Below are 15,857 nucleotides of genomic sequence, written 5' to 3' on the forward strand. Positions count from 1 at the left end.
TTGAAGTATGACGGGTATAAACAGCAAGGAACAGTCCATGTCACATGATATCGTTATTTATCACAACCCGCGCTGCTCCAAGAGCCGTGAAACGCTGGCGCTGTTGCAGCAACACGGCGTTACGCCGCGCGTGGTGATGTATCTGGATACGCCACCGGATGCCGCACAGATTCGTCAACTGTTATCACAGTTGGGCTTTAGCAGCGCACGTGAATTAATGCGCCAGAAAGAAGCGTTGTACCGCGAATTAAACCTGTCGGATTCGACGTTGAGTGAAACACAGCTGATTACTGCACTGATTGAGCATCCCACGCTGATTGAGCGCCCAATCGTGATCAATGGTGAACGGGCACGTATCGGCCGTCCACCGGAGCAGGTGCTGGCGCTGTTATAGCCCCAGGATCTCTTTGACGAAGGGGATAGTCAGTTTACGCTGGGCGGTAATGGAGGCGTGATCGAGTTGGTCGAGCGTCATAAACAGCGTGCGCATTTCACGATCGAGTCGCTTCAACAAAAAGCGGCTCACATCTTCCGGCAGCTCAAAGCCGCGCAGGCGAGCACGTAACTGCAACGCCTCACCTTTTTCTTCATCGGAGAGCGGCTGCAATTTATAAATCTGTCCCCAATCCAGACGAGATGCCAAATCAGGCAGATGCAAATTAAGCTGGCGCGGTGGGCGATCGCCGGTGATCAACAGCCGGGTGTGCCCCCCTTCCTGAATGCGGTTATAGAGGTTGAACATCGCCATTTCCCAGACATCATCGCCTGCAATGGATTCGATATTATCGATACAGACCAGCGCGAGCTGCTCCATGCCGTCCAGGACTTCAGGCACAAAATAGGCGCGTTTATCTAACGGCACATAGCCCGCCGCATCGCCCTGACGCGATAACGCTGCGCAGGCAGCATGCAGCAGATGGCTGCGCCCTCCCCCTTCTCGCGACCAGAAGTATATATAGCTACCGTGCTCTTGCTGCAACACGTTGTGAAGGGCGGCCAGAAGTGACGCGTTTTCTCCCGGATAGAAACTGGCGAAGGTTTCGTCATCAGGCAAAGAAAGTGGCAGTGAAAGCTGTGCCGGCGTGTTCAGAAGCACCTCATGTTCAATTCGGCAGGAAAACGGACTGAGTTTACCACAGAAAGCGAGCCCTGTTGATAGCGCATCAACCGGGCTGTTTTTCTCGATACCGCCTCACTGTTCAGGCGAATTGTCCTAACGAAAGGCCATTACCCGGCATTTTTGACATACGGCTTGATAATCCCGGTCGCCAGCAGCTCTTTTTCCTGCCCGTTGATACGCGCCGTGGCGGAATCAATTTGGAATGTCACGTCACCAGGCTGGCAAAAGTCTTTGGTTTTTTGTGGAACCAGCTCGGCGGAACGAAAAGAGCTGTATTCCCGGCCGTACAGCGTTTCATTCATGGTATTCATGCCAAAGGGGGCAAACGCCAACGTGTATTGTCCACTGGCACCCTCGCGGTTTCTTAGCGTGACGACGACGCGCAAATTAGCCACTTCAGCAAGTTTGTTGGTATCAACGATAAAATGATTTTCACATTTCAATGCACCACCGTTGCCACCAAGAAAGGTCGATTCGTTTTTCAATACCAATGAGGGCAAGGTTTGGCGATTTTCTTCACGCTCACGCTTATCGTTGACGCAGTGCGCCGTATAGCTGGCTTTTGTTTCGTCAGTGCGCCCCCGGTCGCGATACTCCCAAGCCTTCTGGCAATCGCTCGTCACACCCTGACCGTTGTAATAGATCCAGGCGAGGTATTTTGCCGCCCGCGATACGCCTTTGTCATAGGCCTGGGTAAACAGCGTGCGCGCCTTGTCATAATCAACGTCAATCTCTTCACCGGTGTAATACATTTCCCCCAAATTGATCATGGCATCCTTATTGCCCTGCTGCGCGGCACGTTCAAACCAGGTGACAGCGTCTTGCGCAGCAACATCTACACCCCAGCGTCCTTCGCGATAGGCCAGGCCAAGAAGATTCTGCGAGTCCGCCTCTCCGCCCTCTGCCGCGCGGCGAAACCAGCGCATCGCCTCAATATCTTTCTCTTTGATCGAGGAGTAACCGAAATTATAAAAATGCCCGACGTAGAAATTTACTTTGGGATCGCCCTGCTGTGCCCAACGCTTTGCCAGCCGTAACGTGTCGCTTTTACTCAAACCAAGGCGGCTGAATATCCGCCGTGTTTCCGCATCGGCGGTATTTAAATAGCGGGAAACATATTTCAGGATCGGTGCGCGCATCTCTGCATCGGTTTCAGCCTTGGCTTTGGCTTCATAAATGGTGTGTCCAAGCGACTTGGCCGTTTCGATATCAATATCCGCAGCATTAATCTTTGCCAGCAATTGGCCGGCACGGACGTTATCCTGCGGCACGCCGACGCCATATTGATAAAAATACCCGGCGTTATAACAACCATAATCGCCACCCAGCGCACAGGCCTGCTGATAATAGTCGATCGCCTGTTGGGTATTTTTGGGAACGGAAACGCCAAACTCATAAACAAACCCCAGCACAGCGAGTGCATGAGGATCCTGACGTTTAGCCAAATCGGTGAGGGCGGTCAGCGCAGTGGTATCTTGCTGTTCGAGGCGGTCGTAGAGCCTGTCGGCGTCATCAGCGTCTTGGGCAAAAGCAGAACACGATAGACCCAGTAACAACGCCAACGTTGTTTTCTTCATGATTAACAATCCTTTGTGATGTTTTTCTGTTTCCGGGGATAATACCATCCCCGGAAACCTGAGCAATGCTCAGTTTATGACGCGCGAGAAGTCTCCTCGGCGTTATCTTCGGCATCCAGCACCACTTCTTCGCTTCTGAAACGGTTGATCAGCGCGAACAGCAGGCTCAGTGCAATACCCACTACGGTGGCTAACGCCATGCCTTTCAATTCGGCAGCACCCAGATGCACTTTCGCACCGCTCACCCCGATGATCAGGATAACCGAGGTCAGAATCAGGTTTTGCGCTTTGTTGTAATCCACTTTGGACTCGATAAGCACACGAATACCGGAAGCACCAATCACGCCGTACAGCAGCAGAGAAACGCCGCCCATAACCGGCACGGGTACCGCTTGAATCGCTGCCGCCAGTTTGCCCACGCAGGAGAGCAGAATGGCAAGGATTGCCGCACCGCCGATCACCCAGGTGCTGTAGACCTTGGTGATAGCCAGCACACCAATGTTTTCACCGTAAGTGGTATTCGGGGTTGAACCGAAGAAACCGGAGATCATGGTAGAAAGGCCGTTGGCAAACATCGAACGGTGCAAGCCAGGATCGCGCATCAGATCTTTTTTCACGATATTGGCGGTAACCACCAGGTGGCCCACGTGTTCCGCAATCACTACCAGCGCGGCAGGCAGGATAGTCAGAATGGCAAACCATTCAAAGCGCGGCGTATAGAAGGTTGGCAGTGCAAACCAGTGAGCCTGTGCGATGGGGGCGAAATCTACCACGCCCATGGCAAACGATAAGCCATAACCCACCAGCACGCCGATCAGAATCGGGATGATGGCCAGAAAACCGCGGAACAGTACCGAGCCCAGAACGGTAACGCCCAAGGTCACCAACGAAATAATCACGGTTTTGCTATCGACAGACGCACCATCCGCAGGCAGCAGACCGGCCATGCCCGCCGCAACGCTCGCCAGTTCCAGACCGATGACCGCAACAATTGCCCCCATCGCCGCCGGTGGGAAAATCACATCCAGCCAGCCGGTACCCGCGCGTTGCACAATCAGCGATACCAGGCAGAACAGCACGCCGCACATGATAAAACCGCCCAGCGCCACTTCATAGCCCAGCGGCAGCAGCAACAGTACCGGAGAAATAAAGGCAAAGCTGGAACCCAGGTACGCCGGGATCTTGCCTTTACAGATAAACAGATACAGCAATGTGCCAATGCCGTTGAACAGCAGCACGGTCGCGGGGTTGATTTTGAACAGAATCGGCACCAACACCGTCGCGCCGAACATGGCAAACAGGTGCTGGAAGCTCAGCGGGATGGTTTGTAGCAAGGGGGGTCGTTCACTCACCCCGATGGCGCGACGAGTCATCGTTTATATCCTCTGTAAAAGTCACTTGATGTTGTGGTTAGCCGGTTGGTCCAGCATCATTATCACAGCCCAGCCGCCCCCACGCGTCACCGCGTAGGGAAGCGAGGCTGATTATAAAAATCGTGCGAAACATGGGTGAAAAACCGCCATGGGTTTTGCGCGGCGAAACTGGCGCAAAAAAAAGCCGACTTACTCAGTCGGCTGATACGGCTTATTTAGTACCAAAGAGCTTATCGCCCGCGTCACCCAGACCCGGCATGATGTAGCCATGCTCGTTGAGTCCCTTATCGACGGAAGCGGTATACAGCTCAACGTCAGGGTGCGCTTTTTCCAACGCGGCAATCCCTTCCGGTGCAGCCACCAGCACCAATACCTTGATACTCTGGCAACCCGCTTTCTTCAGCAGATCGATAGTGGCAATCATCGAACCACCGGTCGCCAGCATCGGATCCACCACCAGCGCCATACGCTCATCAATGTTGGAGACCAGTTTCTGGAAATAAGGCACCGGCTCCAGCGTCTCTTCGTTGCGGTACATGCCCACCACGCTGATGCGCGCGCTCGGTACGTTTTCCAGCACGCCTTCCATCATGCCCAGACCTGCACGCAGGATCGGCACCACGGTAATTTTTTTGCCTTTGATCTGATCGACTTCCACCGGACCGCACCAGCCTTCGATGGTTACTTTCTCTGTAGCCAGATCGGCAGTGGCTTCATAGGTCAATAAGCTGCCGACTTCGGATGCCAGTTCACGAAAGCGTTTTGTACTTATATCGTTTTCACGCATCAGGCCAAGCTTATGTTTGACGAGCGGGTGTTTAACCTCGACGACCTTCATTCTATTCCCCCTATAGAAAGTGGACGGATATCCTCACGACGCAGAATCGGTGCGCCGAGGGCGGACATGGCAGCCCATCATAAAAAAAATCGCGGGATTATACCGCTTTTTTGCTTAAGCGCTACAGGTTATAGCCTGATCCAGATCAACCGGGCAGGGAAATTCTCATTGAACAGGAAAAATGCAAAGCAGGCAACACACCACTCGCAAACGATTGCTCTCGCTGTTAGAATTAGCGCGCTTCGATAGGGGTAGATCCACCAGGCTGGATATGCTCACTATCTCACCACCAATTGTATTCTCCGTGGGGACTCCGCAGTGACCGACAAAACCTCTCTTAGCTACAAAGACGCAGGCGTGGATATTGATGCTGGCAACGCATTGGTAGACCGTATTAAAGGCGTAGTGAAACAAACCCGTCGTCCTGAAGTGATGGGCGGTCTGGGCGGTTTCGGTGCCCTGTGCGCCTTGCCCCAAAAATACCGTGAACCGGTTCTGGTTTCCGGTACTGATGGGGTCGGCACCAAACTGCGTCTTGCCATGGATCTGAAACGCCACGACACCATCGGTATCGACCTGGTGGCCATGTGTGTCAACGATCTGGTAGTTCAAGGGGCCGAGCCGCTGTTCTTCCTGGATTACTACGCCACGGGGAAACTGGATGTCGATACCGCCGCCAGCGTGATCACCGGTATCGCCGAAGGGTGCAAGCAGTCAGGCTGCGCGCTGGTCGGCGGCGAAACCGCTGAAATGCCCGGCATGTACCACGGTGAAGATTACGATGTCGCCGGTTTTTGCGTCGGTGTTGTTGAAAAATCAGAGATCATCGACGGAAGTAAAGTGCAGGCAGGTGATACCCTGATAGCACTGGCAGCCAGTGGCCCGCACTCTAACGGCTATTCACTGGTACGTAAGGTTCTTGAGGTGAGCAAAACCGATCCGGAACAGACGACGCTTGAAGGCAAGTCATTGGCCGATCATCTGTTGGCACCGACCAAGATCTACGTTAAATCTATTCTGGCGCTGATTGAAAAAGTAGATGTACACGCAATTGCTCACCTGACCGGTGGCGGTTTCTGGGAAAATATCCCACGCGTGCTGCCAGAAGGCATGCAGGCCAACATTGATGAATCCAGCTGGCAGTGGCCCGCCGTGTTCAACTGGCTGCAACAGACGGGCAACGTCAGCCGTCACGAAATGTACCGTACTTTTAACTGCGGTGTGGGTATGATTATCGCACTGCCTGCTGAACAGGCAGAGGAAGCCGTGGCATTCCTCAATAGCCAGGGTGAAACCGCATGGAAAATTGGCGTTATTCAACCCGCTAACGCCGGAGACGCAGTGGTCATTAATTAATGAAAAACATCGTTGTCTTGCTCTCAGGTCAAGGAAGCAACTTGCAGGCGTTGATTGACGCCTGCGCGCGCAAGCGCGTCAAAGCAAATATCGCAGCCGTGTTCAGCAACAATCCAGAAGCCTATGGTCTGGTGCTGGCGCAAGAAGCCGAGATTCCGGCCCATGTCATCGACCCGCAAGGGTTTGCTGACCGAGCCGCCTTTGACGCCGCAATGGCAGAAGAGATGGCGCAATACCAGCCGGACCTGGTGGTACTGGCGGGTTATATGCGCATCCTCAGCCCGGAATTCGTTGCGCTGTTTGCAGGCAAAATGCTGAATATCCATCCGTCTCTGCTGCCCAAGTATCCGGGTCTGCACACCCATCGCAAAGCGCTGGAAAAGGGCGATAAGGAACATGGCACCTCGGTCCACTTCGTGACTGACGAACTGGACGGTGGCCCCCTGATTCTGCAAGCCAAGGTCCCGGTGTTTGGTGATGATACGGAAGAAGCGCTTGCGGCTCGGGTACAAACTCAGGAACACACCATCTATCCGCTGGTGGTGAACTGGTTTGCCGAAGGCCGTCTTAAAATGCGCGAGGGCGAAGCCTGGCTTGACGGCGTGCGTATTCCCAAACAGGGTTACGCTGCCGAATAACGGTAATCCCCCTTGACGTTCAGGCGGTAGCACCCTGCCGCCCTGAAAGTTCCCATTGTTCGACACTTTATTTATTTACAAAATAATTACCATCCTAATGATATAAAACAACATTATCTTTTTGTCGCACTTTCCCCACCTTAGTATTATTGATAATCACTCTCATACTCATTAACTTCCCCTGCTCGATTTTATGCAGAGGGCGAATATGCGTGCGTTATTCCTGACCAAAGCGTTACTGGTCATGCTGTTGTTGGCGAACACCACCGCCTGGGGAAAGACCGTTACCGACCTGCTGGGACGCCAGGTAGCCATTCCCGATAATCCTTCACGTCTTTTTCTTGGTGAAAGCCGGTTGCTCTATACCCTTGCGTTGCTGGAACCCGGCAATCCGGCACAGCGAGTGGTCGGCTGGCCCGGCGATCTGGCGCGTTACGATGCGCAAAGCTGGGAAAAATACACCGCTGCGTTTCCTGCCATTGCACAAATCCCACGCCTTGGCGATGGGGGACCGCGTACGCTGAATGCCGAAGCCATTCTGCCGTTAAAACCCGATCTGGTTATCCTGCCGCGTCTGGCTAAAACCTCGGCGGAGGATGAGGCGCTACAGCAAACGCTTGAACGCGCAGGCATCCCGGTGATTTATGTCGATCTGCGCGTTGAATTGTTGAAAAACACCCTGCCCAGCGTCCGTTTACTCGGCGAGGTGCTAAACCGCACTGAGCGTGCTGCCGCGTTCAGCGCGTTCTATCAGCAGCATATGGATGCCATTTCGCAACGGCTGGCGCACTATCACGGGCAAAAGCCTACCGTGATGCTGCACCTGCATCTGGGCCGCCGCGATACCTGCTGTACCACAGCGGTCGGTGGCAATCTCGGTGAACTGTTAACCTTTGCGGGTGGCGATAACATTGCGGCCGACAGCATTCAGCGCGTCTACGGTGAACTCAACCCGGAAAAAGTGCTGGCAGCCAACCCGGATGTCTACATCGCCACCGGCATGGCAGGGCCAGAAGGAAAACGTTTCTCAACATTGATGCTGGGCCCGGATGTTTCCCAGCAGCAAGCGCAAAACAGTTTTACTACCCTGCTACAACAAGAACCCATTCTGTCACACCTGAACGCCGTGCAGCAGGGGCGCGCCTGGAGTATGTGGCACAACTTCTACCTGAGCCCGTATCACGTGGTGATGGTGGAGATGTTTGCCAAAGCGCTCTACCCCGATCTGTTTGCCGATCTGCAACCGCAAGACACCTTAAAACAACTCTACCAACAATTCTTACCTATTGAATTTTCAGGGACATTCTGGAGTCACATCGCACATGAACGCTAATTTTATCCGTCGCGGCTGGCCACTTATCGCGCTGTTGCCACTGGGTTCGCACGCTGCCTCATCGAGCGCGCAGGAAGACACCGTGGTGGTCACCCAATCTGACCGCGCTACCGCGGATACAGACAGCAGCTATCAACCGCACAAAAGCGTAACCGGCACACGCACCGAAGCACGTCTGCTGGACGTGCCGCAGGCAGTTAACGTTGTGCCACCGCAGGTGTTACGCGATCAGGCAGCACGCACGTTGGACGAAGCGCTGTACAGCATCAGCGGTATTACCCAAGCCAACACGCTCGGGGGTACGCAGGATGCGGTGATAAAACGTGGGTTTGGCGACAACCGCGATGGCTCGCTGTTTCGCGATGGCATTCGTTCGATTCAGGCCCGCAATTTCACGCCTACCAGCGAGCGCGTTGAAGTCCTCAAAGGCCCCGCCTCGATGCTGTACGGCATGGGTGAACCCGGCGGCGTGATCAACATCATCAGCAAAAAACCGGAACTGGTTCAAAAAACCCATATCGAAGGCTGGCAGAGCAGTTTTAACGGGGGCGGCGGTCAGGTGGATGTCACCGGCCCACTGGGGGACAACGGTCTCGCTTACCGCATGCTGGTCGATCACGACGAAACCGATTACTGGCGCAATTTTGGCCGCAAGCGCCAAACCACCGTGGCGCCGTCAGTGATGTGGTATGGCGATGACACCACGGTGCGCCTTGCCTATGAACATCAGGAATACCTGACGCCGTTCGATCGCGGCACCATCATCAATCCTAACACCGGCAAGCCGGTCAATACGCCGCGCGATCGCCGCTTTGATGAACATTACAACGCCACGCGCGGCGATCAGGACACCGTGACGCTCCAGATGGAGCGGACGCTCAACGATCGCTGGAAAAGCAACCTCGCCTACTCCTATGCACGTAACCGCTATAGCGACAATCAGGCGCGCGCCACCAAATTCAACGCGGCGACCGGAATACTGACCCGTCAGGCGGATGCCACAGCTGACGCACGCAGTCAGGCGCAAATCGTTCAATTGACCCTGAACGGCGACGTAGACTGGGGACGCATCAACCATCAACTGCTGTTTGGCGTTGACTATGAAGCCGATCGTACCTTCCGTGGCGACATGATCCGTGGCACAGCAGCCTCCGGCTTCAACATTTACAACCCGGTCTACGGCACACTGCCCGCTTCCACCACGGTCAGCGCCAAAGACAGCGATCAGCGTGAAAATATCGACAGCACCGGCTTTTTCGTGCAAGACACCCTGCGCCTGAACGAACGCTGGCAATTGCTGGGCGGGTTACGCTACGACAGCTTTGATGTCATGGCAGGCAAAGGCCGCCCGTTCGTCGCCAACACCGACGGTTCCTACCACCGTTTGGTTCCGCGCACCGGCGTTATCTACAGCCTGACGCCAAACAGTTCGCTCTACGCCAGCTACAGCGAATCGTTCAAACCCAACTCGTCCATTGCCACTCAAATTGGCGCACTTCCTCCGGAACTGGGCCGTTCGTATGAAGTGGGCACCAAAATCGATCTGCCGGACCGTATCACCGCCAACCTGGCGCTGTTCGATATCGTAAAACGTAACGTGATGGTGGATGAAACCATCGGCAATGAAACGGTGACGCGCACCTCAGGCAAAGTACGCTCACAGGGCATTGAGCTGGATATGGCCGGTAAGCTTACCGACTCGCTGAGCCTGATCGGTAGCTACGCCTTCACCGAGGCGCGCGTGGTTGCCGATCCGAAAAACAACGGCAACGAAATGACCAACGCCGCCCGCCACACTGCCGCGCTGTTTCTGACGCAAGATTTCGGATCGCTTGGCTGGCATGCCGGAGACGACCTGCGCACAGGTGCCGGTGCGCGCTACGTGGGTCGCCGCGCGGGAGATGCAGCCAACAGTTTCTATGTCGATGATTACACCGTTGCTGACGCCTTCGTTGCCTATACCGTGCCGTTTAACGGCTACAAGGTGAAATGGCAGATGAACGTGAAGAATCTGTTTGATAAAACCTACTATCCGTCCAGCGGCAACAACCTGCGAGTGGCGGTGGGTGAACCACGTCAGGTACTGCTGCGCGCCAGCGTAGATTTTTAATCCTGCCATGCCGCGCCCTGTGATCTTAACCATAAGGGCGCGCTCCTTTCCCTCCCCTCACAAACGGTGGTTCTGAGAACAAAGCACGCTATACTCATCCTGTTGCCATGTGGCAAACATGTAATGGGAGGAACCATGTCTGGCGCGAGCAATATCGTGCGTTTACGGCCTCTGGAACGAGAGGATCTCAATTTTGTCCATCAGTTGGATAACAATGCCAGCGTGATGCGTTATTGGTTCGAAGAGCCCTATGAGGCCTTTGTGGAATTGTGCGATCTCTACGACAAGCACATTCACGACCAAAGCGAGCGGCGCTTTATCATCGCGTTTGAAAAAAATCGGGTAGGTCTGGTCGAACTGGTGGAAATCAACCATATCCACCGCCGTGCTGAATTCCAGATTATTATCGACCCCGCCCATCAAGGGCGTGGCTACGCCAGCGCCGCCGCCAAGCTGGCGATGGATTACGGGTTTTCCGTGCTGAACCTGTACAAGCTGTACCTGATTGTGGATAAAGAGAACACCAAGGCTATCCACATTTATGCCAAGCTGGGTTTCGAAGTCGAGGCCGAACTGCGCCACGAGTTTTTTATTAACGGCGAATACCGGAATACCATTCGCATGTGCATTTTCCAGCACCAGTATATGGAACGGTACAAGGCGAACGCGACAGCAGAAAAACCGTCACCAGAAGCAGATATCACGCGTTGATATTTAATCGCATTCAAAATACTTAAACAGTCGGTTATATTTAAATTGAATATAATCGACTATTAACAAACACATATAATCAGTTAACTCTCATAGAACATACATTGTAAGGGAAATACAGCCATGCGTTTCCTTATGAACAACATAACAAAACCACTTCATATCTCTTAAGAAAATACCACAGATAAAAAAAAGCGTTTCCTGGCTCTTAACTGACCGCAATACAAATTACTCTATGAGCTCAACTAAGGAGATAGTTATGTTATCAGCGACAGCAGTTAAAACATCTTCCCCTACAGTCGTCATTGATTTCAACTCTGAAAGTCATTTAAGTAACCATTCACCCTACAACATACTGAAGAGAATATTAAATATCAAACACTCATCCCTGAACTCCGTATCTCTATCTCAAGGCAAGAATAAGGATGAGCAAAAAATAAATATCAGCGTCACAAACATGATTAACTCAAATCTATTTTCAGTATCAAAAACAAAAACGATCAGCCTCAGCGCGCCTAGTATTCAAAGTATTCTATTAACACCTTCAAAAGGTGATAATAATAAAACGAGATTGGAGGTGAGTCTGATCGGTAAGGGACCTTCCGACTGAGTCGATGTACTTTGGGTTGACGTCATCCCCGCGAGAATAAACTGCACTTCTCTTAAGGATGGCGTCATCATTCACTGTAAACGTGTCAGCGCAACGGACACCACTATTCCGTCTCAATGACCCAACTCGCTACCCGGCAAACTGCCGAAATAACGCTTTACCACTTAATAACCGCAGTCCCAGCCAGCCGCCGCACAGCGACAGCAGCAAGGCCGCACTGAGTGGCAGCGCTCCCCACATCACCACATTAGGCTCCCAGGGGAAATCAAACACTTTGCGTTGCAGCAGCCACAGCGCCACTTCCGCGCCAATAGCGGCCGCTACGCCCGACATCAGGCCCAGCGCTGCAAACTCACACCACAGGGTGCCACGCAGCAAGCGACGCCCAGCCCCCAGCGTGCGATAAACCATCAACTCCTGACGCCGCTGGCGCATGCCAACCTGAATTTGCGCCAACAGCAGCAGCACGCCGCAGAACAACACCAGCACCACCATCACTTCCAGCGCGCGACTCACCTGCTGCAATACCTGACCAATCTGGCGCAGCATCGTGCCCACATCCAGCACGCTGACCGTGGGGAATTGGCGATTAAGCTGCACGACAAGCTTGTCGTCACCGTCGTGGCGGAAACTGGTCAGTAACGATTGCGGCTGCGTATCCAGCGCGCCGGGCGGGAAAATAAAGAAGAAATTCGGTCGCAAACTTTCCCAATCCACGCGCCGGAAGCTGGTCACCGTGGCGCTAAAAGGCTGCGTGTCGCCAGTGAAGGTCAGGGTGTCACCGAGCTTAATGCCCATCTCCTGTGCTTCATTCGCCTCCATCGAGACTTCCCCCGCTTTCGGCGCTTGCCCGGCCGTCAGCACATTGTGATCCGGCAACCCCTCCATCCAGGTCAGGTTCAGTTCGCGGTTAACCGTATTAGCACCCGGATCGTTTTCGTGGATACGCTCGGTCGCCACCTGACCGTTGATAGCCGTCAGGCGCGCACGAATGATCGGATAAAATGATTCCGGCTTCACCGCGTGCTGCTCAAGGAAGGTTTTCAGTGGTGCCGCCTGAGAGGGTGCGATATTCAGCAAGAAATAGTTGGGGCTTTCCGGCGGCAGTTGACGCTGCCAACGCTCCAACAAATCACCACGCATCACCAGCAATAACGCCAGCAACATAAACGACAGGGAAAAGGCCGCCAGTTGGCTCAAGGTGGACCACGGCTGGCGTAACAGGCGATTGACTGCCAGACGCAACGGCAGATGCTTGACCGTCAGGCGGCGCAACACTATCAACCCGCCCCAGCCGACAATACCCAGCAACAGCGCCAGCACCGCCGTACCGCCAAGCAACGCCCACAGCAACGTGCCACCGCCAGAGAGCAGCGCCAGCCCAGCCACCACAATCAGCGCCACCGCAGGCAGATAGTAACGCAACGGCCAGACGTTCGCCGTGATATCCTGACGCAGCACCCGCAGCGGCTGGGTTGCCAGCAGCAGGCGGTAAGGACGTAATCCCACCAGCAGCGAAATCACCACCAGCGATCCCAATGCCCATACCCACGGCCACAACCCCGCCGCAGGCAACGCCGTGGGCAGCACCGGCGCCAACAAACGCGTGAGTATCGCTTCAAAACCTAACCCCACCAGACTGCCGCACAGGCCAGCCAACGCCAGCACCGACACCCATTGTCCGACAATCAAACGCCGCAGCGCACGTTTGTCCGCCCCCAGGGTTTTGAGTACCGCCACCAAATCGTAGCGGCTGCGGCAATAGTGCCCCATGGCAACGGCCACCGCCGCAACGGACAACAGCAGCGTCAACAGCGCCGATAGCAGTAAAAACTGCTGCGAACGTTGCAGGGATTTACTTAATGCCCCGTCGCTGTCTTCCATGCCGTACCAGCGCTGATCCGGTTTTAGCAGCGGCTTGATAAAATCGCTGAACAGCGCGATACGCGCTTCATCACCGGCAAACATATAGCGCCAGGTAATGCGTCCGCCCGGCTGTATCGCTCCGGTTTTTTCCACATCGGCGCGGCTCATCAACACGCGCGGTGCAGTATCAAACGGGTTAAACCCTTCGTCCGGCTCCTGAATCAGTTCCCCGGCGATGCGCAGCGTGGTATCGCCCACATCGAGGTTATCCCCGACATTCAGGCCCAGCAACGCCAGCAGTCGCGGAGCGACCAATACCGAGCCAGGAACCGGGTGCAACCCTTCCGGACGCGTCTGGAGCTGGCCGTAGAGCGGGTAGCGATCGTCCGCCGCCTTGACGCGCGCCAACTGCGCTTGTTCGCCGGCATAGGTCATGGTCATGAACGACACCTGACGACTGACCGTCAACCCTTGTTGCTGTGCCGTTTGCAGCCAATCCTCATCGACCGGACGCGCGGCGCGCAGCACGCGATCGCCGGCCAGAAAATCACGGCTCTGCTGACTTAGCCCTTTCTCCATGCGATCGCTGATATTGCCCAACGCCAGCACGCACGCCACCGCCAGCGTTAACGCCAGCCACACGATCAGCAGCGATGGAGATCGCCACTCCCGCCAAAACCAGCGCCAGATCATGCCACCTCCTGCAATTTGCCGTCCAACAGCCGCAAACGCCGTTCGCAGCGTGCTGCCAACTGCTCATCGTGGGTAACCAGAATCAGCGTGGTGGCATAATCACGATTGAGTGAAAACAACAGATCCACAATGCGTTCGCCGGTTTTGCGATCCAGATTGCCGGTCGGTTCATCCGCAAACAGCACGCGGGGCCGTCCGCTAAAGGCGCGCGCAATGGCGACACGCTGTTGCTCACCGCCGGATAACTGCGCGGGCAAATGGTGCAAGCGCTCGCCCAATCCCAACTGACGCAGCAACTGTTCTGCCTGCGCACGGCTTTGTGCATCACTTTCACCGCGCAACAGCGCGGGCAGTTGCACGTTCTCCAGCGCATTCAGCGTCGGCACTAACATAAACGCCTGAAACACAAACCCGACATCGCGGGCACGCAGCGCAGCGCGCCCATCTTCATCCAGGGCACCCAACGATTCGCCGAGCAGTTTGACATCACCTTCACTGCCGTCATCCAGCCCAGCGAGTATTCCCAGCAGCGTCGATTTCCCTGAACCGGACTCACCGATCAGCGCAATCGACTGCGCGGGTTTGACAACCAGCTCAACTCCGGTGAGGATGGAAAGCCGATGTTCACCCTGACCGACGTGCTTACTTAAATGATGAACTTCCAGAATATTTTCCGCCGACGCGGTGGCTGCCGAAGAGACGCCATTCAAAGACATATCTACATCCTTTTGCTGCTGGGATTACTCAGCGCCCGCGCATTTGCTGCGGAAACGCTCCTGGTATTGGGAGACAGCCTGAGCGCGGGCTATCGCATGCCCGCCGCTTCCGCCTGGCCCGCCCTGCTCAATGAGCACTGGCAAAAAGCGAGCCCTGACGGCATAAAAATCGTTAACGCCAGCATCAGCGGCGATACCGCTTCACAAGGGCTAGCGCGTTTACCGGCACTGCTGCAACAACATCAGCCACGCTGGGTACTGATCGAAATGGGCGGCAATGATGGCCTGCGCGGCTTTCCCCCACCAACCATCGAACAGGACCTGACCACCATCATCAATCAGGTGAAAACGGCCAATGCACAGCCTTTGCTAATGCAAATCCGCCTGCCTGCCAACTACGGTCAGCGCTACACCACGACGTTCAGCGCCATTTACCCGCGACTGGCGCAGCAATTTTCCATCCCGCTGGTGCCGTTCTTTATGGAACAGGTTTATCTTAAGCCGGAATGGATGCAAGACGATGGTATCCACCCTACGCGCGAAGCGCAGCCGTTTATTGCCGACTGGATGGCAAAACAGCTTAAACCGTTAGTGAATCTGTGACCGCTTATTTGCGTCTCATTGCTAGTTAACCATGACTCTTGAAAAATAGGGCTTTTTACTTAGGTAAAGTTATGCAAAAATACTTAATGATAAAATAAAAAACAATTAAATCATACACTTAAATAAACAAACATTGATATGGGCGGCAAAATGGCGGCACTGTATATCTGATGTTACTATCTAGCACGGTGAATGTAGGAATTTCGGAGGCGGTTCAATCCTACCAAACCACCAATTAAAATAAGGGGTTGCGTGAGATCGCACCCCTTTTTACGTCTAGTGTCCATTTTGCGTCCACACAGATCAAATATTA

At 54.4% G+C, this 15,857-nt stretch carries 14 protein-coding genes; 8 read left to right on the plus strand and 6 right to left on the minus strand.

The features are described from left to right. Positions 1-37 precede the first annotated feature (37 nt). Positions 38-394 (plus strand): arsenate reductase (glutaredoxin), encoded by a 357-nt coding sequence (gene arsC / locus J5067_RS08540; RefSeq protein WP_264650892.1) that lies wholly within the window; start codon positions 38-40, stop codon positions 392-394. On the opposite strand, the gene hda is transcribed toward arsC, so the two are convergent. From hda to upp, 4 genes are all read right to left on the minus strand, one after another. Further along, a complete protein-coding gene (gene hda, locus J5067_RS08545) occupies positions 389-1,096 on the minus strand; it encodes a DnaA inactivator Hda (RefSeq protein ID WP_264650893.1) in 708 nt (235 codons plus the stop codon). The two genes, arsC and hda, sit on opposite strands and share 6 nt — an antisense overlap. 131 nt (positions 1,097-1,227) lie before the next feature. Further along, complete coding sequence (locus J5067_RS08550; protein ID WP_264644992.1) at positions 1,228-2,697, minus strand: tetratricopeptide repeat protein; 1,470 nt, start codon at positions 2,695-2,697, stop codon at positions 1,228-1,230. Between the two features lie 74 nt (positions 2,698-2,771). Then, positions 2,772-4,070, minus strand: a complete 1,299-nt coding sequence (gene uraA / locus J5067_RS08555) for a uracil permease (protein ID WP_264644991.1) — start codon at positions 4,068-4,070, stop codon at positions 2,772-2,774. Positions 4,071-4,281: 211 nt separating this feature from the next. After that, positions 4,282-4,908 (minus strand): uracil phosphoribosyltransferase, encoded by a 627-nt coding sequence (upp, locus tag J5067_RS08560; protein WP_195314718.1) that lies wholly within the window; start codon positions 4,906-4,908, stop codon positions 4,282-4,284. 318 nt (positions 4,909-5,226) lie between these two features. On the opposite strand from upp, the gene purM reads away from it, so the two are divergent. The 6 genes from purM (at position 5,227) to J5067_RS08590 (ending at position 11,666) form a co-directional block, all read left to right on the plus strand. Further along, positions 5,227-6,264: a phosphoribosylformylglycinamidine cyclo-ligase gene (gene purM / locus J5067_RS08565; protein WP_264650894.1), complete on the plus strand. Its 1,038-nt coding sequence runs from the start codon at positions 5,227-5,229 to the stop codon at positions 6,262-6,264. After that, the gene (gene purN / locus J5067_RS08570) at positions 6,264-6,902 is read left to right on the plus strand and encodes a phosphoribosylglycinamide formyltransferase (protein WP_264644990.1); all 639 of its coding nucleotides are present in this window, start codon (positions 6,264-6,266) and stop codon (positions 6,900-6,902) included. Before purM ends, purN begins: the two co-directional genes overlap by 1 nt. Positions 6,903-7,110: 208 nt before the next feature. Beyond that, entirely contained in the window at positions 7,111-8,235 is a 1,125-nt protein-coding gene (locus tag J5067_RS08575; protein WP_264650895.1) for an ABC transporter substrate-binding protein, read from the plus strand. After that, the gene (locus J5067_RS08580; RefSeq protein WP_264650896.1) at positions 8,225-10,345 is read left to right on the plus strand and encodes a TonB-dependent siderophore receptor; all 2,121 of its coding nucleotides are present in this window, start codon (positions 8,225-8,227) and stop codon (positions 10,343-10,345) included. The genes J5067_RS08575 and J5067_RS08580 overlap by 11 nt, the downstream gene beginning before the upstream one ends. Before the next feature lie 135 nt (positions 10,346-10,480). After that, positions 10,481-11,056: a spermidine N1-acetyltransferase gene (speG, locus tag J5067_RS08585; RefSeq protein ID WP_264644987.1), complete on the plus strand. Its 576-nt coding sequence runs from the start codon at positions 10,481-10,483 to the stop codon at positions 11,054-11,056. Positions 11,057-11,315: 259 nt separating this feature from the next. Next, positions 11,316-11,666 (plus strand): hypothetical protein, encoded by a 351-nt coding sequence (locus J5067_RS08590; RefSeq protein WP_264628857.1) that lies wholly within the window; start codon positions 11,316-11,318, stop codon positions 11,664-11,666. A 129-nt stretch (positions 11,667-11,795) separates the two neighbouring features. Here J5067_RS08590 and ybbP read toward each other — a convergent pair whose 3' ends face one another. Both ybbP and ybbA read right to left on the minus strand, forming a co-directional pair. Beyond that, positions 11,796-14,225, minus strand: a complete 2,430-nt coding sequence (ybbP, locus tag J5067_RS08595; RefSeq protein ID WP_264650897.1) for a putative ABC transporter permease subunit YbbP — start codon at positions 14,223-14,225, stop codon at positions 11,796-11,798. Further along, positions 14,222-14,941 (minus strand): putative ABC transporter ATP-binding protein YbbA, encoded by a 720-nt coding sequence (gene ybbA, locus J5067_RS08600; protein ID WP_264650898.1) that lies wholly within the window; start codon positions 14,939-14,941, stop codon positions 14,222-14,224. The genes ybbP and ybbA overlap by 4 nt, the downstream gene beginning before the upstream one ends. Between ybbA and tesA the strand changes: the two genes are divergently transcribed. Then, positions 14,876-15,544: a multifunctional acyl-CoA thioesterase I/protease I/lysophospholipase L1 gene (tesA, locus tag J5067_RS08605; RefSeq protein WP_264644984.1), complete on the plus strand. Its 669-nt coding sequence runs from the start codon at positions 14,876-14,878 to the stop codon at positions 15,542-15,544. The two genes, ybbA and tesA, sit on opposite strands and share 66 nt — an antisense overlap. The last annotated feature ends 313 nt before the right edge of the window (positions 15,545-15,857 follow it).

It is taken from the genome of Candidatus Symbiopectobacterium sp. NZEC151 (assembly GCF_025962655.1).
Lineage (GTDB): Bacteria > Pseudomonadota > Gammaproteobacteria > Enterobacterales > Enterobacteriaceae > Symbiopectobacterium.